Source organism: Sphingobium algorifonticola, assembly GCF_004005485.1.
Taxonomy (GTDB): domain Bacteria; phylum Pseudomonadota; class Alphaproteobacteria; order Sphingomonadales; family Sphingomonadaceae; genus Sphingobium; species Sphingobium algorifonticola.
Genome location: NZ_RZUL01000001.1, coordinates 284,923 through 306,026, shown reverse-complemented (window position 1 = coordinate 306,026; position 21,104 = coordinate 284,923). Strand labels below are relative to the sequence as shown.

At 65.5% G+C, this 21,104-nt stretch carries 21 protein-coding genes; 18 read left to right on the top strand and 3 right to left on the bottom strand.

All coding sequences use genetic code 11. From position 1 onward, the window contains the following. Nucleotides 1-20 precede the first annotated feature (20 nt). The 3 genes from mdoH to ENE74_RS01525 all read right to left on the bottom strand — a co-directional run bounded on the left by mdoH (nucleotide 21) and on the right by ENE74_RS01525 (nucleotide 4,666). Nucleotides 21-2,000 carry a glucans biosynthesis glucosyltransferase MdoH gene (gene mdoH / locus ENE74_RS01535; RefSeq protein WP_241241775.1) on the bottom strand — a complete coding sequence of 660 codons (1,980 nt, stop codon included), beginning with the start codon at nucleotides 1,998-2,000 and terminating at the stop codon, nucleotides 21-23. Nucleotides 2,001-2,095: 95 nt separating this feature from the next. Next, nucleotides 2,096-3,601 (bottom strand): OpgD/OpgG family glucan biosynthesis protein, encoded by a 1,506-nt coding sequence (locus tag ENE74_RS01530; RefSeq protein ID WP_127689511.1) that lies wholly within the window; start codon nucleotides 3,599-3,601, stop codon nucleotides 2,096-2,098. 255 nt (nucleotides 3,602-3,856) lie between these two features. Next, nucleotides 3,857-4,666, bottom strand: a complete 810-nt coding sequence (locus ENE74_RS01525; RefSeq protein WP_127688878.1) for a flagellin N-terminal helical domain-containing protein — start codon at nucleotides 4,664-4,666, stop codon at nucleotides 3,857-3,859. Nucleotides 4,667-5,052: 386 nt separating this feature from the next. On the opposite strand from ENE74_RS01525, the gene ENE74_RS01520 reads away from it, so the two are divergent. From ENE74_RS01520 to fliD, 18 genes are all read left to right on the top strand, one after another. Further along, nucleotides 5,053-6,324, top strand: a complete 1,272-nt coding sequence (locus tag ENE74_RS01520) for a sigma-54 interaction domain-containing protein (protein ID WP_127688877.1) — start codon at nucleotides 5,053-5,055, stop codon at nucleotides 6,322-6,324. A gap of 16 nt (nucleotides 6,325-6,340) precedes the next feature. Beyond that, nucleotides 6,341-6,703 carry a flagellar hook-basal body complex protein FliE gene (fliE, locus tag ENE74_RS01515; protein ID WP_127688876.1) on the top strand — a complete coding sequence of 121 codons (363 nt, stop codon included), beginning with the start codon at nucleotides 6,341-6,343 and terminating at the stop codon, nucleotides 6,701-6,703. A 3-nt stretch (nucleotides 6,704-6,706) separates the two neighbouring features. After that, nucleotides 6,707-8,458 (top strand): flagellar basal-body MS-ring/collar protein FliF, encoded by a 1,752-nt coding sequence (fliF, locus tag ENE74_RS01510; RefSeq protein ID WP_127688875.1) that lies wholly within the window; start codon nucleotides 6,707-6,709, stop codon nucleotides 8,456-8,458. Then, nucleotides 8,451-9,458: a flagellar motor switch protein FliG gene (gene fliG, locus ENE74_RS01505; RefSeq protein ID WP_127688874.1), complete on the top strand. Its 1,008-nt coding sequence runs from the start codon at nucleotides 8,451-8,453 to the stop codon at nucleotides 9,456-9,458. The genes fliF and fliG overlap by 8 nt, the downstream gene beginning before the upstream one ends. After that, on the top strand, nucleotides 9,451-10,104 hold the full coding sequence (locus ENE74_RS01500) for a FliH/SctL family protein (RefSeq protein WP_127688873.1): 654 nt from the start codon (nucleotides 9,451-9,453) through the stop codon (nucleotides 10,102-10,104). Before fliG ends, ENE74_RS01500 begins: the two co-directional genes overlap by 8 nt. Before the next feature lie 9 nt (nucleotides 10,105-10,113). Then, nucleotides 10,114-11,445: a FliI/YscN family ATPase gene (locus tag ENE74_RS01495; protein ID WP_127688872.1), complete on the top strand. Its 1,332-nt coding sequence runs from the start codon at nucleotides 10,114-10,116 to the stop codon at nucleotides 11,443-11,445. Next, on the top strand, nucleotides 11,442-11,864 hold the full coding sequence (locus tag ENE74_RS01490; protein WP_127688871.1) for a hypothetical protein: 423 nt from the start codon (nucleotides 11,442-11,444) through the stop codon (nucleotides 11,862-11,864). The genes ENE74_RS01495 and ENE74_RS01490 overlap by 4 nt, the downstream gene beginning before the upstream one ends. Continuing rightward, nucleotides 11,861-13,432, top strand: coding sequence for a flagellar hook-length control protein FliK (locus ENE74_RS01485; protein ID WP_127688870.1), 1,572 nt, complete (start codon nucleotides 11,861-11,863; stop codon nucleotides 13,430-13,432). Before ENE74_RS01490 ends, ENE74_RS01485 begins: the two co-directional genes overlap by 4 nt. A gap of 58 nt (nucleotides 13,433-13,490) precedes the next feature. Next, nucleotides 13,491-14,159, top strand: coding sequence for a flagellar basal body-associated FliL family protein (locus ENE74_RS01480; protein WP_127688869.1), 669 nt, complete (start codon nucleotides 13,491-13,493; stop codon nucleotides 14,157-14,159). A 53-nt stretch (nucleotides 14,160-14,212) separates the two neighbouring features. Then, a complete protein-coding gene (locus tag ENE74_RS01475; RefSeq protein ID WP_127688868.1) occupies nucleotides 14,213-15,082 on the top strand; it encodes a flagellar motor switch protein FliM in 870 nt (289 codons plus the stop codon). Nucleotides 15,083-15,092: 10 nt separating this feature from the next. Then, nucleotides 15,093-15,434 carry a flagellar motor switch protein FliN gene (fliN, locus tag ENE74_RS01470; protein ID WP_127688867.1) on the top strand — a complete coding sequence of 114 codons (342 nt, stop codon included), beginning with the start codon at nucleotides 15,093-15,095 and terminating at the stop codon, nucleotides 15,432-15,434. Nucleotides 15,435-15,474: 40 nt separating this feature from the next. Further along, nucleotides 15,475-15,798 carry a FliO/MopB family protein gene (locus ENE74_RS01465; RefSeq protein WP_127688866.1) on the top strand — a complete coding sequence of 108 codons (324 nt, stop codon included), beginning with the start codon at nucleotides 15,475-15,477 and terminating at the stop codon, nucleotides 15,796-15,798. 106 nt (nucleotides 15,799-15,904) lie between these two features. Further along, nucleotides 15,905-16,684 carry a flagellar type III secretion system pore protein FliP gene (gene fliP / locus ENE74_RS01460; RefSeq protein ID WP_127688865.1) on the top strand — a complete coding sequence of 260 codons (780 nt, stop codon included), beginning with the start codon at nucleotides 15,905-15,907 and terminating at the stop codon, nucleotides 16,682-16,684. A gap of 144 nt (nucleotides 16,685-16,828) precedes the next feature. Next, the gene (gene fliQ, locus ENE74_RS01455) at nucleotides 16,829-17,101 is read left to right on the top strand and encodes a flagellar biosynthesis protein FliQ (protein ID WP_127688864.1); all 273 of its coding nucleotides are present in this window, start codon (nucleotides 16,829-16,831) and stop codon (nucleotides 17,099-17,101) included. Further along, the gene (gene fliR / locus ENE74_RS01450; protein WP_127688863.1) at nucleotides 17,098-17,880 is read left to right on the top strand and encodes a flagellar biosynthetic protein FliR; all 783 of its coding nucleotides are present in this window, start codon (nucleotides 17,098-17,100) and stop codon (nucleotides 17,878-17,880) included. The genes fliQ and fliR overlap by 4 nt, the downstream gene beginning before the upstream one ends. Before the next feature lie 6 nt (nucleotides 17,881-17,886). Then, entirely contained in the window at nucleotides 17,887-19,029 is a 1,143-nt protein-coding gene (locus ENE74_RS01445) for an EscU/YscU/HrcU family type III secretion system export apparatus switch protein (RefSeq protein ID WP_127688862.1), read from the top strand. A gap of 85 nt (nucleotides 19,030-19,114) precedes the next feature. Next, complete coding sequence (locus ENE74_RS01440) at nucleotides 19,115-19,594, top strand: hypothetical protein (protein WP_127688861.1); 480 nt, start codon at nucleotides 19,115-19,117, stop codon at nucleotides 19,592-19,594. A gap of 85 nt (nucleotides 19,595-19,679) precedes the next feature. Further along, complete coding sequence (fliD, locus tag ENE74_RS01435; protein WP_127688860.1) at nucleotides 19,680-21,077, top strand: flagellar filament capping protein FliD; 1,398 nt, start codon at nucleotides 19,680-19,682, stop codon at nucleotides 21,075-21,077. Nucleotides 21,078-21,104 lie beyond the last annotated feature (27 nt).

The window sequence follows — 21,104 nt, the reverse complement described above, 5'->3', positions numbered from 1 at the left end:
CTGACGAATGATCCTGTCTGTCAGGCGTCGTTTGCCACGGCGATGGGCGCAGTCCACACCGACGTCGCGCGCCCGACCGACAGCCGCGTGCGCAGCGGGCGATAGCTTGCCGCCTGCCACCATGCCTTGGGCACGTTGAACAGGCCGTTGCGTTCCAGCATCCGCCCGATATCCTTGCGTGCCGTCACGCACGCAAGCGCCGGTGCGAGCAGCAAGCCGGCGATGATCGGCGTCAGCCATAGCAGACTGATCCCCGACGAGGCACCGCCAACCAGCAGGACGACACCCAGCGCGACATGATAGCGGAAGGTGCGGATCGCCTCGCGCATCGGAATGCCGTCGCAATCGCGCGACTGGCCGTTCCACGCGCTCTTGCGGCCCGCCAATATGCTGGTGAGGTTGATGCTGTGTGTCAGCATCTGCACCGGGGCGGTCAGGACCGACAGCAGGGCTTCGGCAATCGCGCTGACCGCGAGGCGTCCCGCGCCGCCGAAGGTCTTCAGCCGCGCCTTGTCACGCAGGGTAAGGCCAATGGCCATCAGTTTCGGGCCGAACAGCAGCAGCAGCGTCAGCCCCAGCAACGTGCCGGAAGGCAACATTGCGTTCACTGCCCAGGCCCCGGCAAACTCGCCCGCGACGACCAGCAGGATGAGCGCAAGCCACATCGGCGAGGTGACATAGGCGGACGCGCCGACCAGCAATTGAAACCGGTTGACGACATGCAGCCCGGCAATCCGCGCGATCAGCGGCACATGCTGGATATTGCCCTGGCACCACCGCCGGTCACGAATCGCAAGGTCCGGCATGGAGGGTGGAAACTCCTCGAAACTGTCCTGCGTCATCACCATGCGGACCGACCAGCCGCGCCGCCGCAGCAGCGCCGCCTCCACCATGTCATGACTCATGATATGCCCGCCGAAAGGCGCGCGCCCCTTCAGCTCCGGCAGGCCGCAGCTCTGCGCGAAGGCGGCGACCCGGATGATCGCATTATGGCCCCAGAATGTCGCCTGCCGGTCCGACCACCAGATCGCGCCATGCGCCGACATCGGCCCGTAAAGGCGGCTGGCGAATTGCTGCCAGCGCGCAAACAGCGTCTGGCCGCCGACAACCGCCGGGATCGTCTGAATCAGCGCCACGTCGCTTTGCGCGTCCATCTGCGCGGCGAGGCGGCACATGGTCTGGCCGCTCATCACGCTGTCGGCGTCCAGCACCACCATATAGTCATAGGCACCGCCGAACCGCTTTACCCAGTCGGCGACATTGCCCGGCTTGCGTCCGACATTGCGGGTGCGCCGCCGGTAATAGACCGGGCGGACGAACGCGTCGCGGACGCAGGCATAGGCTTCTTTCTCTTGCTGACCATTCTCGGCGCTGGAATCGGAAAGGATAAAGAAATCGAAACTGTCCCGGCCGGGCAGATCCTCCAGCGACCGTTCCATGATCGAAAGACGCCCGATGATCGTCAGGAAATCCTCATTGCACACGGGCAGCAGGATCGCCGATCGCCCACGTGGCACGACATCGGTTGCCGTCGCGCCACCGTCATCCGCCCCGCGCAGCATGGCGGCAAAGCCGATCAGGCTGTTGGCAAAGCCGAATGCAATCCAGGTGAACAGCGGCACCGCCAGTAACAGATAACCGATTTCCCACCCCGAAAGGCCCTGCGGACGCAGGGGCGCGAGCATCAGCGCGATGCCCGGACCGGCGACAAGCGCGCAGAGCAGTAACAGCACGGTCATGCGCCGCAACCCCGGTCCGGCGGGCGGCGCGGCACGCCGGCGTTCGGGCTTTGCGGCGAAATCCTGCTCAGGCATCGCCAACGGGCTTTCGGGCGGCAGGCTGGGCGCTTCGTCGGCAGGATGCGGAGCGGGTACGGGCATGTGCCATGCGCGCGGCTCGGCAAAGACGGGCAAGGGGGCACAAGCGGCGGCCGCACGATCGCGCCTGACCATCCGGTCGTTCCAGTCCGCACGGCTGTTGCCGGTGACGAGGCTGTCCATGTTCTTGTGACCCTTTGTCTTATGCCGATGTGACGCATAGCGCCCATTGCCTATCCGTCGGACGGATAAAGTCTGGAAATCCCTCAAAAGTTCCGTCAGGGATTGAGCGGATAATGCACCATTTCGCTGATCGCCCGGTCGCCCTGCCGCAATTGCGCGCGGATTTCCGCACCCAGCCCGGCGTCGATCCGCAGGTCGAGCACGGTGCGCCACCGCCCCGTCTGTCCCAGAACCGGATAGGCGGCGCTTTTGAGCAACTGCGCCTTCATCGTATCGACATGCACCGCCACGCCGTCGGCCGTCGCGGGGCCACCTGCAAAGTCGAGTACCAGCCGGACGCCGCCACTCTCCAGCACACCACGAAACACATCGGCTAAGCTCGCCAGCGCGGCGGGCGGCGAGGGTGCGTCGTCCTGCCAGTCGAGCCGATAGCCAAGGTCGATCCGCTTTCCTGCCGCGACCGGGGCATCGGGCACCCAGTAAGCGGCGATATTGTCGTCATACTCGCTGGTCGCCGGAAAGCTGTATAGGCGCACCTTGCCACCGCCCAGAGGCTGGCGTGGCGTGGCGAACAGCGACGGGCGTCGATCGTAGAAGACGCCGTCATCCTGATAATGATCGAAATTGCGGTCGCGCTGCAACAGGCCAAAGCCCCGGGCGTCCGGCTCGGTGAAGCTGCTGACATGCGGTGCGCGGGGGTTGACCATCGGCCGCGCCTGCGCAGCGCCATTGGCCGACCGGATGAGCAGCATGTCGGAATCGTGGATTTCCGGGCGCCAGTCAGTCGCGCGCGCGTCCGTGCCCGCGCGATGCGCCTGATCGTACCAGAACATGCTCGTCATCGGCATCAGGCCCAGCTCACCGATGGCACGCCGGGGGAAGAGCGCGGCATCCACGTCCTGATGCACGCCGCTCTGGTCGAGCCGGTTGCGAAAGCGATAGGCACCCGCGATCCCCGGACCGTCGAGCAGAGCATAGACGGTAAGGGCCGCCGGGCCGTCATGCTCCAGCCAGAAATGGGTGAAGCGCGGAAACTCCTCACGTCCGCTACTTGTGTCGATCGCGACGGCGCGGGCGGACAGGCCATACTGCTTGCGCGCACCCGCCGCGCGGAAATAGCTTGCACCCATATAGACCAGCCAGTCCGCGTCGCGCGCCTGCGTCATCACGCGAAAGCCCGCAAATCCGGCATCCTTGCCCAGCGCCCGCACTGGGCTGTCGTCCGGCATATCGAAAAAGCCGGGATCGTAAGCGATCGGCGTAGCCTGACCCCGATCCACCAGATGCAGGAACACCGGCTGGTTCGCATTGCGGCTGAGCGGGAACAGGCGGATGCCGGTGGCGTCGTTGCGGTCGTTCCATAGTGTGCGGTCGTCTCGGAACCGCACGGCATTGAGCGCATCATAATCCACCGCCTGTGCGCCGGGGTTCGGCGGCACATTGCGATAGGGCGTGGCGGAAAGCGCCTGCGCCCGTGCGACCAGCGTTGCCCAGTCGAACCCCTGGGGGCCAGCGGTCGCGGCAGCCAGCGATCCGCTGCGCGCCATGACCAGCGCCGCCCCTGTCGCGGCAACCATTTCGCGTCTGTTCCATTCCGTCATCGCCATGACCTTGGGCAGGATCGGCCGATTATCAAGCGCCGCGGCATGCTGCACCTGCGAAGCGCCCTTCCCGTGCGATGAAAGACAGCGCGCGCGCGTGCCCATGCGAAAAACCCCCGCCCGGGGGGACGAGGGTTTCGGTTGATCCTGATCGAAGGTTAGACCCCCGGCACAGTGGGGACTGTTGAGTGCCGGGGGTCGTATCGGGCGGCAAGGTGGACCAAGACCCTGCCGCCCAATCCGTATCAGCCGATCTTAGCGGATCAGGCTGAGGACACCCTGCTGGCTCTGGTTCGCCTGAGCGAGCATCGCCGTCGAAGCCTGCGAAAGGATCTGCTGCTTGGCGAGAGCGGTGCTTTCGGCCGAGAAGTCAGCGTCTTCCACCCGCGAGCGGGCTTCGGTCAGGTTGGTGATCGAGGTCGTCAGCGTGCTGATCGATGCTTCCAGACGGTTCTGGACACCACCGAGCGACGCACGGTCGGTCGCCAGGGTCGTCAGCGCCGTGTCGATCGCCGTCAGCGCGGTGCTGGCACCAGCCTGCGTGCCGAGTGCCGGAGCGGCGGTGAACAGGGTGGAGGCGTCGGTCAGCGTGACGGTGACGACTTCGCCCGACTTCGCACCGGTCTGAATGTCGACGGTGGCGGCCGAACCGTCCAGCAACTGCGTGCCGTTGAACGACGTGCGGTCGGTGATGTCGGTATACTGTTCGAACAGCTGATCGACTTCCGCCTGGATGCCGGTACGGTCTGCGTTGGTCAGCGTGCCGTTGGCCGACTGCACGGCCAGTTCACGGAAACGCTGCACGATGTTGGTGATTTCGCTCAGCGCGCCTTCGGCGGTCTGTGCCAGCGAAATGCCGTCGTTGGCGTTGCGGACCGCGGCGGAGAGGCCACGGATTTCCGAAGTCATCTTCGTCGAGATGGCGAGGCCGGCGGCATCGTCCTTCGAGCTGTTGATACGCTTGCCGGTGGACAGGCGCTCCAGGGCGGTCTGCAGGCCAGCGTTGGCCTTCGACGATGCATTGGAAGCCCGCATTGCGGCGACATTGGTGTTAATGACAGTCATGATGTTTCCCTTTCCCGCTTCAACTCAGGTCGCTTGCCTTCGTGGCGGTTGCGGCCTCGAAAGGGGAGAACGGCGGCAGCACGCAGAGCTTTAAGCAATGTTGCATTTTTTTTGCCGCCGCCTCGCGCATGCGCGGGATTCATTGATTTTCCGGGGCTTGCCACGTAAGCCGTTTCGCTCCCGGTGCGGCGCGCGCCAATGCTGCCGTCCGTCTGGCGGATCAGCGGGAGGCACGGCCTTGCCGCCCCCCGGAAGGAAATTGCCGCTCACCGGCAAATCTTTATTGCTGTTAACCATATCATAAGGTCTGGAAGCCAGATTGGCCCTATCGAAGGGATGGTCGGGCACGGGGGTGCCGGGGCATCGCAACATGGGGACCTTATTGCATGTCGGCACTGGACATGAGCCTTGGCGTTTGCGCGCTCCTTCCGGGGTTGCCGGTCTGGCTCGAAAACGCCTTCCACAGCATAGCGCAGGTTGACGCCGCGGCCCCGCGCGACAAGGGCACGACCCGTATCCTGCTTGCCAGCGAAATTGCCCATGCCACCTATCGCGACATATTGATCGACCTGCGCGAAGGCGCGCCCTGCTATCAGCCTGCTGCGGCGGGCATGCCTGCGCGCGTTGCCTTCGGCCTTGCCGACATGGGCCTTGCCATGGCGCTGATCGCCGAACTGGCGCGGCCTGCCGGCCTTCCTGCCGTCGGCGATGTCGGCAGTGCGAAGCTGATGGGCCTTGCCGCCCGCATCGCCCGCAGCGACGCCACCGTCCTGGTGCAGGGCGATACCGGCACGGGCAAGGAAGGCATGGCGCGCTTCCTTCACGCCCACAGCAACCGGGCCGACAAGGATTTCATCGCCGTCAACTGCGCCGCGCTGCCCGAAACCATGATGGAAGCGATGCTGTTCGGCCATCGCAAAGGCAGCTTCACCGGAGCCGCCGCGGCATCGGACGGGCTGTTCCTGGCGGCGGACGGCGGCACCTTGTTCCTCGACGAAATTGCCGAACTGCCGCTGGCGCTTCAGGCCAAGCTGCTGCGCGCGCTTCAGGAAGGCGAAATCCTTCCCGTGGGCGCGACGCATCCGGTGCCGGTCAACGTTCGCGTGATCGCCGCCTGCAACCGCGATCTGGCCGCCGAATGCGAGATGGGCCGGTTCCGCAACGATCTCTACTGGCGCCTCAACGTCATGCCGCTCGAACTGCGCCCGCTCGCGCAGCGCCGCAACGACATTTGCGCTATCGCGGCCGCGCTCCTGCTGCGCCAGCACAAGCAGATGGTGCAACTGGGCGCGACCGACGCATTCCCATGGCCCACGCCTGATGCGATGGACAAGCTCGCGGCGCACAGCTGGCCGGGCAACGCCCGCGAACTGGGCAATGTCCTTCAGCGCGCAATGGTGCTGCGCGAAGGCGACCGGATCGAGGCGGACGATCTGCATATCACGGGCGTTGCCCCGCAGGCGGAACTCAAGGCGCGCGCGCAGATCACCGCGCCGGTGCGCCTTCAGGACGTCGCCCGCCTGTCGAAGATGGACGCGATCCGCATGGCCCTGCGCGAGACCGACGGGCATCGCGCGCTCGCTGCGCGCAAGCTCGGCATTTCGGAACGTACCTTGCGCTATCGGCTTGCCGAAATGCGCGATCTGGCAGCGGCATGAGCGGAGGGGCTGAACGATGAGCAGCGGCATTTCCACAGATGGCGTGATGGCGATCCGCAACGCCATCCTGCAAAAGAACGCGGCACTGCGCGACGTCACGGCGCCGATCGACGGCGGCAGCGTAGGCGGCGTGGGCGGTGGCACGGGCAGTGCAAAGCCCGGCGACTTCACCGCCGCCCTCAAATCCGCGCTGGAACAGGTCGACGGTCTCCAGGCCAAGGCCGGGGACGCCGCCGCTGCCTTCGAGCGCGGGGAAACGACAGATATCGCTGCGGTCATGCTGGCCAAGCAGCAGGCTTCGATCGGCTTTGAAGCGACGCTTCAGGTCCGCAACAAACTCCTGTCCGCCTACAAGGACATCATGAGCATGCCGGTATAAACCATGAGCGACGCAAATCTCACACTCGAGGGCGCATCGCGCTCACCGTCCCTGGTGCCTGCCGCGCCCGGTGGCATGGGCAGCGGTATAGGGGGCGGCGCTGGCCTCGACGCAATGCGCGCCCGCTTTTCCGGCTTCATGGGGCAACCGGCGGTGCAGAAAAGCCTGCCGATGCTGGGCCTTCTGGTCGTCATGGCGCTGGCCGGTGCGGCCTGGCTCTCGCTGCGCGAGCCGCCGCAGCGCGACCTGTTCCGGGGCCTGCCCGACAGTGACAAGGCGGCGATCGGCGAAGTGCTCGACAAGAGCGCGATCCCCTATAATTTCGACAAGAACGGTGCGTTGACCGTCAGCGAAGACGATTATTTCAAGGCGAAGATGACGCTGGCGTCCGAAGGGTTGCCCAAGAGCGCGCCGGACGGCAACAGCATGATCGACAGCCTGCCGATGGGCGCGAGCCGCGCCGTCGAAGGGGAAAAGCTCCGCTCCGCCCGTGAAATGGATCTGGCCCGCACGATCGAGGCGATCGACGCGGTCGATAGTGCCCGCGTCCATCTGGCCGTCGAACCGCCCAGCATCTTCCTGCGCGATCGGGTGAAGCCTGCCGCGTCTGTCATGCTGCGCCTCGCCAATGGTCGCAAGCTGAGCGATCAGCAGGTGCAGGCGATCGTCCACCTCGTTGCTTCCTCGGTGCCCGAACTGTCGCCCGATGCCATTTCCGTGGTCGACCAGAACGGCCGACTGCTTTCCGACAATGGCGGCGATGGCACATCCGACAAGCAGATCGAAGTGCAGGCGCGGATCGAGGAACGCTATCGCCAGGCCGTCGTCGCACTGCTGACGCCGATCCTGGGCGCGGACAAGTTTTCCGCCGAAGTCCACGCCGAACTCAATTTCGCCGAACGCCAGGCGACGCGCGAAACCTATCCGCAGGATGAAGCGCGCCTTCGCGTCGAGCAGGGAAGCTGGCAGACCGACAAGGGCCTCAATGGCAATGGCGAAGCAACCGGCATTCCCGGTGCGCTTTCGGACCAGGCACCCGCCGCCGCCACGGCCACCGCGACGCCGACGGTGCAGCCGGACGGCACGGCCGCGGGCACGGCGACCGCCGCCGCCCCCGCCATCCCCGCCATGCCGCCGTTCAAGACGGCCGAAACCTTCAACCGCAGCTTCGAACTGGGGCGTGAAGTCTCCGTCACCCGCGATGCCGTCGGCACGGTCAAGCGCGTCTCGGTCGCCGTCGCGCTCGACACCGACGCAAAGGGCAAGCCGCGCTCGAAAGAAGAGATCGCCGCCCTCGAAGCCCTGGTCAAAGGCGCGGTCGGTTTCGATCAGGCACGCGGCGATACGGTCGCCCTGTCGTCGCGCGGCTTCGTGAAGGAAACGGTCGAGGAAGCGCCCTGGTATGAAGCAAGCTGGGTCTCGATGCTGACGCGCAACCTCTCCGCGCTGGGTGTCGCCCTCGTCCTGATCCTGGGCATCGGTCGCCCGCTGATGAAGCGCCGCGCCGCCGCAAAGGAAGAGGCGACGGCGCGGGCCGTGGTTCAGGGACCGGTGCTCGGCAAGGAAATCGCGACCGAGCTCACCCGCACCGCACAGGCCGATCCGGCCCGTCCGGTCACGCTCGACATGATATCCTCGACGCCAGACTATGCACAGCGCGCCAGCCTCATTCGCAACTTCGTGAAGCAGGATCCCGATCGCGCCGCGCTGGTTGTCCGCGATCTCCTGAAGGAAGGGAAGAAGGACAATGCCTGACGCCCAGACCGTCATGAAGGGCAGCGCCGCGGCCGCCGTGCTGCTGATGCTGTTCGATGAGGATGAAGCCGCGCAGATACTCTCGCGCCTGGAGCCGGACGAAGTGCGCGCGCTCGGCTACGCCATGTATGATGTCGCCGACGTCGAGATCGACGAAGTGAACGAGGCGCTCGACCATTTCGTCAACAAGGCGAAAAAGCGCACGACCATCGGCTATGGCGCCACCCAGCATATTCGCGGCGCGATGACCAAGGCACTCGGCCCGGACCGGGCGGACAATATCCTGGCCCGCATCACCCCGCCGACCCGGTCGAACAAGCTTTCCGTCCTCAAATGGCTGGAAGCGAAGGAAATCGTCGCGCTGATCGAGCTGGAGCATCCGCAGATCATGGCGATCGTGCTGGCGCATCTGGAACATCCCGTCGCCGCCGACGTCCTTCAGATGCTGCCTGCCGAATATCAGGAAGAAGTCATCTATCGCGTCGCGACGCTGGGTCCGGTGAGTGCGGAGGCGCTCGACGATCTGGAACAGTTGCTGATGGGCGGATCGCCCAGCGCGAAGAGCGGCAAGTCCTCGCAGCGCGGCGGCACGCTCGAAGCCGCGGCGATCATGAACAACGTCCGCAAGGATAATGAACAGCGGATCATCAAGGCACTGGCGAAGCGCGACAAGATGATCGCCCTGTCGATCGAGGAGGAGATGTTCGTTTTCGACAACCTCATCGACATGGACGACAAGAATCTGGGCGCGCTGATGCGCACCATCGACAACGAAATCCTCGTGGTGGCGCTGAAGGGTGCCAACGACATGCTCAAGGGTCGCATTTTCGGCTGCATGTCCGCCCGCGCCGCATCGTCGATCGCCGACGAGCTGGCCGAACGCGGGCCGATGCGCCTGGCCGACGTGATCGAGGCGCAGAAGCTCATCATCGCCACTGCGCGCAAGATGGCCGAAGCGGGCACGATCATGCTGACTGGCAAGGGGAACGACTTTGTCTAACCTGTGGCGTGACGGTTCGGCGGCCGATGCGGTGTCCGTGGGCATCGGCTCGATCGGTGACGCCGTGGCAGCCACGCGCCCGGCGTTTCGCGCATTTTACGGCGACCGGCAGGATGCTGCGCCACGCAGCCTGCATCCCGCGCAGCGCCCCGCGCCGCCGGTGCAGGAAGACCCGATCGAACAGGCGCGCATCGACGCCTTCACCATGGGCTTCGAAGAAGGCTGCCGGGTGACGCAGGAATCGATCGTCGCCGATCAGGATGCCTGCGCCCGGCTGGCCGACGCGCTCGAACAGCTTGCGCCCGCCTCGGCCGGTACGCTGTCCACGGTGCTCTCCGCCGCCGTCATACGGCTGGTCAGCCAGATCGTGGGCGAAGTGGCAATCGACGAAGCGTTGCTGCTCGAACGCTGCCAGGCGGTTGCCGCCTTCATAGAGGATAGCGACACGCGCCATGCCCTGCATGTGAATGCGGAAGATCTGCCGTTCATCGAAGCCGTGCAGATCGGGGTGCCGGTGGTGGCCGATCCCACCCTGCGGCGTGGCTCGGTACGGCTCGATACCGCCGATGGCTGGATCGAGGATGGCCCGGATGTGCGCCTCTCGCGGCTCAAGGCCATGCTGGACGATATGGAAGGCAGATTGTGAGCGGGCAACATGCTTAAAGCGGCCATCCGCCAGGCGGAAACGCTGTTCGATCATCTGCAATTGCAGAACAACCAGCCGCGCCATGTCGGGCGGCTGGTCAGCCATGACGCGGGCATGCTGGAAGTCACCGGCTTTCGCCGCCCGATTGGCGCAGGCGCGCGCGTGACGGCGACGGACGGAACGACCGCGCGCGCCGAAGTCGTGGGCTTTCGCGGCACCCGGACCTTGCTGGTCCCGCTCGACAATGATGCGCCGCTGGAAAGCGGCGCGCGCGTGGAGCCGGACAGCGCCGCCAACATGGTGCAGGTGGGCGAGGGGCTGATCGGTCGCGTGATCGACGCCATGGGCCAGCCGCTCGATCGCAAGGGACCGATCATCGCGGGCGGCATCTGGCCATTGAACGGGGTGCGCGGCAATGTGCTTGATCGCGGCCGCGTGACCGAACCGTTCGATCTGGGGGTGCGCGCCGTCAACGCGCTGCTGACCGCCGGACGGGGGCAGCGGATCGCCATCATCGCCGGGTCCGGCGTCGGCAAGTCGGTGCTGATGGGGCAGATGATCGCGGGTGCCGAAGCCGACATCGTGGTCGCGGGCCTGATCGGCGAGCGCGGGCGCGAGGTCGCCGATTTCCTCGAAACCAAATTGTCCGGCGGCATGATGCGCAAAAGCGTCGTCGTCGCCGTGCCGGCCGACCATCCCCCGGTGCTGCGCCTGCGCGCGGCCGCGCGCGCGACGGCCATCGCCGAATATTTCCGGGCGCGGGGCAAGAATGTGCTGCTGCTGCTCGACAGCCTGACGCGCTGCGCCCATGCCCAGCGGGAAATCGGGCTGGCGCTGGGCGAGCCGCCCGCAATGAAAGGCTATCCGCCATCCGCCCTCGCGCTGATACCGCGCCTTGTGGAACGGGCTGGGGTCGATACCCGCTCGGGCGGGTCGATCACGGCCTTGTACACGGTGCTGGCGGACGGCGACGATACTGACGATCCGATCGTGGATGCCGCCCGCGCGATCGTCGACGGGCATTTCGTGCTTTCGCGCCATCTTTCGGAACAGGCGATCTTTCCGGCGATCGACATCGGCAAGTCCCTGTCGCGCGTGATGGCCGATGTCGTGGACGACGAACATCTGGCGGCCGCTGCATCCTATCGACGGCTGTGGGCGGCCTATGAGGAAAATCGCGATCTCATCCTGATGGGGGCCTATCGCCCCGGCAACGATCCGGTGATCGATGAGGCCGTTGCGCGGCGACAGGAAGTGCTCGATTTCCTGCGGCAGGACGTGAAGAGCCGCGTCGACCTCACTAGCAGCGCGGCGGCGCTGGTCAATGAGTTCGGCGCATGAAGGGCCTGCTCGCCCGCCGCCATCGCGTGCTGCGCGCTCGCCATGTCCAGCATGCGCTGGCCGTTGCGGACACGGTGCGCGCGCAGGATGAGGCGAACGCCATTGCAAACAACGCGCAGCGGCTCAGCCAAGTGCGCAAGCAGCTTTTTCAGACCGACAGCATGTCGAGCGGCGCGGCCTTTGGTGCTTACCGCGAGCTGGCCGATCGGCTCGAACAGGCGGGACGGCAGCTGGATGGCGCGCTCTACGACGCCAATCTGCGGCTGGAGGAGAAGCAGGGCCGACGGATCGAGGCGAACCGCGAGAAGGAAATCGCCGCACGGCTGAAGGACCAGACACGCACGCTGATGGCGGAGCGGCAGGAAGCGCGGATCGCCGCGCTCCCGCGCTATCGCAGGATACAGAAAGCAGAGGGATGACGATGATGGTGGACAGTGGACTGGCGAAAGGCCTGAGCGCGACGACCCCGGCCGCGCCGACATCCGGCGGCGCTCCGGCGCCGAGCGGCATCGCCGCGCTGTTTGCCACCCTGATGGGCAGCGCGACGCGCCCCGTCGCGGCATCGGACCTGGCGTCCGCCGCGGCTACGCCGGCTGGCGCAGAGGCACCGCCACTTTCGGCGACCGAAACAGCCGGCGCGCAACCCGTCGCAGGGGTCACTGCGCCCGGCAGTGCGGAAGGCCAGCCGGTCACATCAAGGTCGGACACAGCGTCGCTTGCTTCGGAACTGACAACCTATCTGGATCAAGTGGAAAGTATCGTTGAACCGGTGCGGCATATCGTTCCACGGACATTCGCCAAGTCGGCCATGGCGCCGGTCGCTGACGAAGCGGTTGGTCCGCCATCGACGACAGGTGATGCATCGCCCGCGACCGAGACCATGAAGGCGGAAACGCCCGAGAGTGAACGGCTGGTCGCCGGGTCATCGCCTGCGCCGATGACTGTAATGCCGACCGAACCGGGGGTTCTGCCATCTGCGACAACCGGCTCTGTTGCCGTCGCCACCGATACGGTTCGCACAGTGCCACCGGCATCAATCACGCGTGCACCGGCCAGCGGTGCGCCGGACGATCTGGCGCGCAACAACGCCGCGCCGGTGGCATCGTCCGCCGCGCCGTTGACGGGATCACCGCCGTCCGATCTGGCGGCGGCCATCGCCGCTTTTGCGCAATCGCCGCAGCCGACCGGGGAAAAGGCATTGCCGACAGCAAAGCCGACGACCGCCCGGCCGATACCGACGGAGCGTGGCGCCGGGTCTCTCCCGCCGTCCGTGACTGCCCTCCCAACGCTGTCGCCCGCCACCGAGCCGTCAAAGGCCGATGCATCGCCCGCCGCACCGTCGCAAACCGTTGCGGCAGGTACATCCGCTATCGGAACGGCGACGCCGTCTGCTCCGCTCGCCGCAAATGGCGGCGCGCCGACGTCGCCCGTCGCCGACATCGGCGGCATGCTGGGCCAGCAGGTGATCGACATGGGATCGGGCGGGCAGTGGATCGACGGGCTGGCGCGCGAGATTGCGGCGCTGGGGAAGGGCGATGGACAGGGCAGTTTCCGCCTGTCGCCCGAACATCTTGGCCCGATGCGCGTCGATATCCGGGCAGGCGATCAGGGTGCGAATGTGACGCTGACGGTCGAGACGAAAGTAGCCGAGGCGATGCTGGTGCAGGATCGCCATCTGCTGAAAGCCGACGCACAGCTTTCCGCACTGCGGATCGGCGAGGTCACGGTCGAGCGGGTCGCTGCGGTTTCCGAAACGGCGCGCGCGGACGGCGGCATGGGGCAGGGTACGTCGTCGGGCCAGTCCGGCCAACAATCCAGCCAACAGTCTGCAAATGCAGCGCTTTCGCAGGGTCAGTCGCAAAATCATGGTCACGCCGCCGCTAACCGTAAAGGTTCCGACGCTGCGACCGTATCTAGTGAGGCGGAGCCACGCGATGCGGGGGGCCATGCGCCTGCCGACGCCACGCGCCGCGCACGCTATGCCTGATCGCGCCCGCCATGGCGCGTGATGCGTCATACGGACCGTAGAGCCAGGGGAACCAGTGATGAGTGACAGCGCCGAGCCGAAGAAAGCCAAGGGGAAGGGGATGAAGATGATCCTCATTCTGGGCGTCGTCGCGCTGCTGGGTGGTGCTGGCGCGGCCGGTGGCCTCTATGCCGCCGGGGCCTTCTCGCACGAAGAGACCGGACCGAAGGAAGATCCGAACAAGCCTGTTCTGGTGCTGAAGGGCGAGGACCCGGAAGAAATCGCCAAGGCGCATGCCGCACCGGCCGAAAGCAAGGGTGAGGACGGCGACAGCGTTGCCGCGTCCGCCCATGGTGCCGCGCCGGGCCTTGGCCATGGCAAGGGCGCGGGCAAGGGCATCGACCTGCCGACACCGGCCGACCCGTCCAAATATCAGGCGACCTATTTCCAGGTGCAGATGCCGTTCACATCGAACATGGCGGACAGCGATGCCTTCGCCCAGATTTCGATCGCGGTCAGCACTTATTATGACGCCCGCGTCGTCGAAGCGATGACCACGCATGAAATGGCGATCCGCTCCGAAGTGTTGCTGATGCTCGCGCAGCAGGAGCAGATGGCGCTGATCACGCCGCAGGGCAAGGCTCAGCTCCAGAAGAAATTAAAGAGCCTTATCAACGATGTGCTGAAACAGAAAACCGGCTACGGCGGCATCGATAACGTTTATTTTACCAATTTCGTTATTCAATAGGGCGTCCGGTGCCGGGTCAGTCCCTTTGGCATCGGCCAGGGGACTGATTGCGAATGGACGACGTTCAATCTTTTGCGTTCGGCAAGGGTGATACCCAGGCGCCCGTCATGCTGTCCGGGCTGGACCGGCTGGCGGAAAAGCTCGCGCGGCGCATGCGCGGCATCCTGGAACCGCTGATTGGCGCCCGCCCGGATATCGGCCCGCATCCTGTCAGCGTCACCGATTATGCAAGCTGGGCCGGCGAAGTGCCGAGCAGCAGCAGCATGAGCGTCTATCGCGCGCTTCCGCTGAAAGGCGCGATGATCCTGCGCCTCGATGCGGGCATGATCTCGACTCTTGTCGACTGTTTCTATGGCGGTGCGGGCAACCGCACCCTGCCGATGCGCCCGGAGTTCACGCCGACCGAGGAACGCCTCATCACCCGCCTGTCGCAGGCGATCGTGACGCAGCTTGCCGATTGCTGGTCGGACGTCGTGCCGCTCGACATGAGTCTCATCGGCCGGGAAATCGGCGTCGGCTTTGCCTGCGCCATGCCGCCCACCGATCAGGTGGTCGTGCAGCGTTTTACCATATGCCTGATCCGTAACGAGGAATGGCCGGTCGATGTGGTGTTCCCGCTCGCTGCGCTGCGTGCCATCGATGCGCTGACCGGATCGAAGGTGCATGACGACAAGGCGACGCAGGACCCCGAATGGCAGACGCGCCTTGCCCGCCAGATGAAGAATATCCGCCTGCCAGCGCGCACCGTGCTGGCCCGGCCCAGCCTGACGCTGGCGGAGCTGCGCGACTTGCAGGTCGGCGACATCATTCCCGTACATATCAACCGCAGCCTGCCGCTGATCGTGGGGGATCGCATCATCGCCCACGGCAATATCGGCGAGCAGGATGGACGCGCCGCGTTCATGATCGAAAAGATGAATTGAGGACCAGACCATGAGTGACATGACCGAAGCACCCAAGATCGAAAGCGCCGCAGCCTTCGGGCAGGCCGCGCGCCCGTCTGACAACCGGCAGTTCCGCCTGCTGTCCGACATTCCCGTGCGACTGTCGGTCGAAGTGGGATCGACATCGTTGAAACTCGCCGAAGTGATGGACCTGGCGGAAGGCAGCATCGTCGAACTCGACCGCCAGGCCGATGAATTGCTTGACATCATGGTTAATGGTGCGCTCATCGCCAAAGGTGAGGTGGTGACGGTGAACGGGCGCTATGGCATCCGTATCGTCGAAGTCGCCAATACGGAAACGCGGATGGCGGGCGTCGAACGACGCACCTGATCCGCGGTCTGCCGGACGGTAACAGGGGCGCGGGGCTTTCATGCTGGACTATATCATCAGGCTGCTCATCATGGTGCCGCTGGTCGGCGGCATGGCGTTCGGCGCGCTGTGGCTGTGGAAGAAATATCAGCCCGGCCTGATCGGCGGCTTCGGCGCGCAGGGTGACCGGGCTTTGAAGATCGTCGAGGCGCTGCCCATGGGCACCTTCGGCAAGCTCGCCATTGTCGAGTTCGACGGCCAGCGGTTGCTGATCGCGGTAACGCGCGGCCGGATCGAAAAGCTCGCCGAAGGGAAGGCGGTGCCGGTGAGCCTGGCGGGTGGCGTGGGTACTGGTGTGGCGGGGGGCATCGGACGTGTCCGGTAGCTGCTCCGTCGGATCATATCCCACCGTCATTCCCGCGAAGGCGGGAACCCAACTTGCCAACGCCACCTCGGCTCATGCCGATAGATGGGTCCCCGCCTTCGCGGGGATGACGAAAATCATTGTGGTTGGTCTGGTACTTCTGCTTGCCGCCTTCCTGCTCATCGACCCTGCCTTCGCGCAGGCGGCGCCTGCAGGCCCCGCCGCGACGTCCGGTGCCCTCACCCGCGCATTGAGCGATGTGTCCGGCGATGGCCGTCCGCTGTCGCTGAGCCTCCAGATCCTGATCCTCATGAGCCTGCTGACGGTGTTGCCGTCGCTAGTGCTGATGATGACCAGCTTCACGCGCATCATCATCGTCCTGTCGCTGCTGCGGCAGGCGCTGGGCCTGCAACAGACGCCGCCCAACCAGGTGCTCGTCGGCCTTGCACTGTTCCTCTCGCTGTTCGTGATGCGTCCGGCGATCGACCAGATCAACGGGCAGGCGTTCGATCCCTATGGCAAGGGGCAGATTTCTATCGAGGAAGCGATCGGCCGCGGCGGCAAGGTGCTGCACGGCTTCATGGCGAAGCAGACGCGCGAAAGCGATCTCAAGCTGTTTTCGGGTCTTGCCGAAGCGCCGCCCTATCGCACCGTCGCGGATGTGCCCTTCACCATCCTGCTGCCCGCCTTCGTCACCAGCGAACTCAAGACGGCGTTCCAGATCGGCTTCATGATCTTTCTGCCCTTCCTCATCATCGATCTTGTCGTCGCCTCCACGCTGATGGCGCTGGGCATGATGATGCTCTCTCCGACCATCATCTCCATGCCCTTCAAGCTGCTGCTGTTCGTGCTGGTGGATGGCTGGGCGCTGACGATGGGGTCGCTTGCGGGATCGTTCGCGACGTGAGCCTTCAAACCATCCTATCCCCGTTCGCCCTGAGCCTGTCGAAGGGTTTGCCTGAGCGCAGCGAAGGCCCTTCACTTCGTTCAGGGGAGGGCTTCGACAAGCTCAGCCCGAACGGGTTGAGGGATGGGTGTACGGGCGCACCCCATGGATAACGCCGATTTCTTCATGGGCCTCGCGCAGCAGGCGCTCTGGATCACCGCGCTTGCCGCTGCGCCTATATTGCTGCCCGCGCTGATCGGCGGGGTCATCATCGGCATGATCCAGGCGGCGACCTCGATCAACGAACAGACGGTCAGCTTCGTGCCGAAACTCATCATCGTCATGGCCACGCTGGCGCTGTTCGGCGGCTCGATCCTGCTGCTGCTCACCGATTTCACGCGCGAGATATTCGAGCGCATACCGGATATGCTGCGATGATCGCGCCGGGCTTCGCGGGTGTCGAGGCGCAGCTGTGGATATGGTTGGTCGCGATGATCCGCCCCGGCGCTGCCTTCCTCGCCGCGCCCATCTTCGGCGCCAACGCCGTGCCAGTGCAGCTGCGCCTGATCCTCAGCCTCGCGCTCGGCATGGCGGCGCTCAATTCGGTCACGATCACGCTGCCCGATGGCGGCATCGCCAGCATCAGCGGTTTCATGCTGGTGATCGGCGAAGTGCTGGCCGGGCTCGCCATGGGGTTCGCGCTCCAGATCGGCTATGCGGCCGCGTTCGTCGCGGGGGAAACGATCGGCAACACCATGGGGCTGGGGTTCGCAGCGATGGTCGATCCCCAGTCGGGCCAGTCGACCCAGGCGATCGGGCAATATCTCTCGATCGTCGCGACCTTCATGCTGCTGTCGATGGACGGGCATCTGATGCTCGTCAGCTATGTCGTGCAAAGCTATCAGGCGCTGCCCCCCGGCGGCCCGCTGCTGTCGGCCGATGCATCCTATAATCTCGTGATGTTCGGCGGCACCTTGCTGGGCGCGGGATTGACCGTGGCCTTGCCCGTCGGCTTTGCGCTCGTGCTCGTGCAACTGGTGATGGCGATGCTGGCGCGCTCGGCTCCGGCACTCAACCTGTTCTCGGTCGGCCTGCCGGTTACCCTGCTGGTCGGGCTGCTGCTGATGGCGATGGCCGCGCCGATCATGGGCCAGGGGATCAGTGCGGCGCTGCGCGCGGGCCTCGAACGGGCCGAAGCCATAGCGACGGGGCGGTAACGGGCAATGGCGCAAAACCCCACCGGCGGCGGCGAAAAGACCGAAAAACCGACAGCCAAACGGCTGAAGGACGCGGCCAAGAACGGCGACATCCTCCAGTCGCGCGAACTGGGCACCGCGATGGTCGTCTTGGCGGGCGTCGGCTGCCTCGCGGTGACAGGACCGCTGCTGTTTTCCGCGCTGGGCGACATGCTGCGGCTGGCGCTGCGCTTCGATCGCGGCGATCTGACGGACTTTTCGCCCGGCGAACGGGGCATCGCCCTCTTGCAGACCGTGGCTCTGCCGGTCGCGGCGATCCTGCTCGCGACGGTGCTGGCGGCGGTGGCCGCGCCCGCGCTGCTTGGCTCCTTCGGCTTCCGTACCGGGGCCTTCGCGCCCAAGGCCTCGAAACTCAACCCCATGAGCGGCCTCAAGCGGATGTTCGGGCCGCAGGGGTTCATCGAACTGCTCAAGTCGCTGGCGAAAGTCGCGCTGATGGGTTCGATCGGCTTCTGGCTGATCTGGGACCAGCTCGAAGCGATCGTCGGCATGGGCAGTGCCCCCCTGCAACCCGCGCTGATGGAACTGGGGGGGCTGTTCGTCACCGCCTGCCTCGCGATGGGCGGCGCGCTGTTCGTCGTCGCCGGGATCGACGTGCCCGCGCAGATTTTTCAGCGCGCCAAGCGGCTGGCGATGACCAAGCAGGAAGTGAAGGACGAACACAAGGAAACCGAAGGGTCGCCCGAAGTGAAGGGGCAGATCCGCAGGCGGCAATATGAGATGCTGAGCGGTTCGGCGCGCAAGGCGGTGGCGGAGGCCAACGTCATCATCACCAACCCGACGCATTTTGCGGTCGCGCTGCGCTACCACCCCGGCAAGGACGCCGCGCCGGTCGTGGTCGCGCGCGGGCGCGATGCCATTGCCGCGGCAATCCGTGAACTGGGCGATGCCAATCAGGTGCCGGTGCTGCAATATCCAGAACTGGCCCGTGCCATCTATTTCACCTCGCGCGCCGGGCAGATCGTGGACGAGGCGCTCTACATGGCGGTGGCGACCGTGCTCGCCTTCGTCTTCCGCGTCGAAAACCGCATGGCGAGCGAGATGGACCGGCCGTTCATCACCGTGCCCGATGCGCTGCGCTTCGACGCCGATGGCAACAAGGTGCGATAGTCGTCGCCGCCCGCTGATAGGGTAAATTAAACTTTAGGGTCGTTCGTCCGTAATCTCTTCATGGGGACGCTTTAGGATAGGCGTCATGAACGACTATGTGCAACGCAGCGACATATCGCCCGTCGATCGCGGAACCCCGGTTCCCGCGACGCCGCCGGTTGCACCCGTCGCCGCCGCCCGGTCGGGCAACAGTGCCGATGCGGCGCTGGACAATCGCACGCGGGCCGTTCCGATCGACAGCGGCGAAGGCGCGGACATCGATGCCGGGGTGGAGGATCAGCTTGCCAGCGCGGCGGAGTATGCGCGCGTCAACGCCGAAGTCGCCGATATCCTCGCCTCGATCCGCGCCACCGGCAGCAGCGCGCAGAGCATCGCCAGTGCCGAAGCCGCGCTGACGGCGCTCACCCCCATCATCATCGTGCCGCTGCCCCCCGCCAGCAAGGACATGGTCGAACAGGTCGCGCGGATCGCCCAGCGGATCGTCGATCAGGCGGCACTGGCGCAGGGTGCGCAGGCCAATCTGAAGCCGGGCACCGTCGATCAGATACTCGCCCAGGTGGCTTGACGGTCGCTGCCCGACCCGCGGTTGCGATAATCGCTAAACATCCGGTTCCTGCGGTCGTTCTTCCTCTCTGAAAGGACCGCCGTTCATGTCGTCGATCAGCAGCAGCATCGCCAATTCGCTCGGGGTGGGATCGGGCATCGATTCCGCGCAGATCGTCGCCGATCTCGTCGCCGCAACGCGGGAGCCAAAGGAAACGGCGATCAACAATCGCATTTCCACCAACAATGCCCGCATTTCCGGCCTGGCATCGGCCACCAGTTCGCTCACCGCCTTTTCCAAGGCGCTGACCGACCTGCTCGGCGGGACCGGCTTTTCGGGACAGCCTGCCTCCAACGATCCGACCATTGCCAGCGTCGCCCTGCTCCCCGGCGGGGTGCCCACGGGCCTGCCCGCGCAGCTCGAGGTGCAGCAGCTGGCGTCGGCACAGACGATGGAATCGGCGATGCTTGCGGCCAAGACGACACCGGTCGGGCTGGGCACGCTCACGCTGACGACGGGCGGAACGGACTACACGATCGACATCACCGGCGCGAACAACAGCCTGGAAGGGCTGGCGGCGGCGTTCAACGCCACCGGCGCGGACGTCAAGGCCTCGGTCGTCACCGACAATCGCGGCGCGCGGCTGGTGCTGAAGGGCGCGACCGGCGAGGCGAGCGCCTTCACCATTACAGCGGGCACCGCCGACGCGGACCTTCAGCGGTTCACGACCAGCGGCGCGCCCGGCGCCCTGGTGCAGCGCGCCGACGCGCGTGACAGCATCATCCTGATCGACGGCATAGAGATGCGCAACAAGACCAACACGGTCGATACCGCCATTCCCTATGTCCGCATCGACCTCAACAAGGCTGCACCGGGCACCAAGGTGACCTTGGCGAGCACCGAACCGGCCTCGACCATGCGCGATCTGGTGACCGAGTTTGTCGAGGCGTACAACGAACTGCGCAAGACGCTGAACGAAGCGACCGCCGTCGGTGCCGATCCTTCCTTGTCCGGCGCGCTGGCGGGCGATTCGGGCGTGCGCGAAATGATGCGCCAGTTGGGGCGCCTGACATCGACCAGCCTCGTTTCCTCCGGTCCCTATGCGACGCTGGGCGACATTGGCGTGGGCACCAATCGCGACGGCACGCTGAAGATCGACACGGTGCGGCTGGACAAGGTGCTCGCCGAAAATCCGACGGCCGTCACGCAGATGCTGAACCCGGCGGTGCCGAGCGAAACCAATCCGGGCCTCGCTGGCGCAGTGCAGAAGGTCAGCGACACGCTGCTGTCCGATACCGGCGCAGTGAAGAGCGCCACCACCAAATATGAGAACCTCAAGAAAGCCTATGCCGAACAGCTCGAAAAGCTGGATGAGGACATGGAACGGTATGAAACGCGCACCGCCGCCGCCTTTGCCGCGATGGATACGCAGCTGGCGGCGCTCAAGGCGACGCAAAGCTACATCGATCAGCAGATCAAGGTGTGGACCAACAGCGAAGACTGACGCGGGATCGCCATAAAAAGCAGCAGC

Coding starts and splice junctions, on each gene's coding strand:
- fliN (WP_127688867.1), top strand. CDS start 15,093: ATGAGTGACATGACCGAAGCACCCAAGATCGAAAGCGCCGCAGCCTTC.
- ENE74_RS01525 (WP_127688878.1), bottom strand. CDS start 4,666: ATGACTGTCATTAACACCAATGTCGCCGCAATGCGGGCTTCCAATGCA.
- mdoH (WP_241241775.1), bottom strand. CDS start 2,000: ATGGACAGCCTCGTCACCGGCAACAGCCGTGCGGACTGGAACGACCGG.
- ENE74_RS01520 (WP_127688877.1), top strand. CDS start 5,053: ATGTCGGCACTGGACATGAGCCTTGGCGTTTGCGCGCTCCTTCCGGGG.
- ENE74_RS01445 (WP_127688862.1), top strand. CDS start 17,887: ATGGCGCAAAACCCCACCGGCGGCGGCGAAAAGACCGAAAAACCGACA.
- fliR (WP_127688863.1), top strand. CDS start 17,098: ATGATCGCGCCGGGCTTCGCGGGTGTCGAGGCGCAGCTGTGGATATGG.
- ENE74_RS01440 (WP_127688861.1), top strand. CDS start 19,115: ATGAACGACTATGTGCAACGCAGCGACATATCGCCCGTCGATCGCGGA.
- fliF (WP_127688875.1), top strand. CDS start 6,707: ATGAGCGACGCAAATCTCACACTCGAGGGCGCATCGCGCTCACCGTCC.
- ENE74_RS01530 (WP_127689511.1), bottom strand. CDS start 3,601: ATGACGGAATGGAACAGACGCGAAATGGTTGCCGCGACAGGGGCGGCG.
- ENE74_RS01485 (WP_127688870.1), top strand. CDS start 11,861: ATGACGATGATGGTGGACAGTGGACTGGCGAAAGGCCTGAGCGCGACG.
- fliG (WP_127688874.1), top strand. CDS start 8,451: ATGCCTGACGCCCAGACCGTCATGAAGGGCAGCGCCGCGGCCGCCGTG.
- ENE74_RS01475 (WP_127688868.1), top strand. CDS start 14,213: ATGGACGACGTTCAATCTTTTGCGTTCGGCAAGGGTGATACCCAGGCG.
- fliE (WP_127688876.1), top strand. CDS start 6,341: ATGAGCAGCGGCATTTCCACAGATGGCGTGATGGCGATCCGCAACGCC.
- ENE74_RS01465 (WP_127688866.1), top strand. CDS start 15,475: ATGCTGGACTATATCATCAGGCTGCTCATCATGGTGCCGCTGGTCGGC.
- ENE74_RS01490 (WP_127688871.1), top strand. CDS start 11,442: ATGAAGGGCCTGCTCGCCCGCCGCCATCGCGTGCTGCGCGCTCGCCAT.
- ENE74_RS01495 (WP_127688872.1), top strand. CDS start 10,114: ATGCTTAAAGCGGCCATCCGCCAGGCGGAAACGCTGTTCGATCATCTG.
- fliQ (WP_127688864.1), top strand. CDS start 16,829: ATGGATAACGCCGATTTCTTCATGGGCCTCGCGCAGCAGGCGCTCTGG.
- fliD (WP_127688860.1), top strand. CDS start 19,680: ATGTCGTCGATCAGCAGCAGCATCGCCAATTCGCTCGGGGTGGGATCG.
- fliP (WP_127688865.1), top strand. CDS start 15,905: ATGACGAAAATCATTGTGGTTGGTCTGGTACTTCTGCTTGCCGCCTTC.
- ENE74_RS01480 (WP_127688869.1), top strand. CDS start 13,491: ATGAGTGACAGCGCCGAGCCGAAGAAAGCCAAGGGGAAGGGGATGAAG.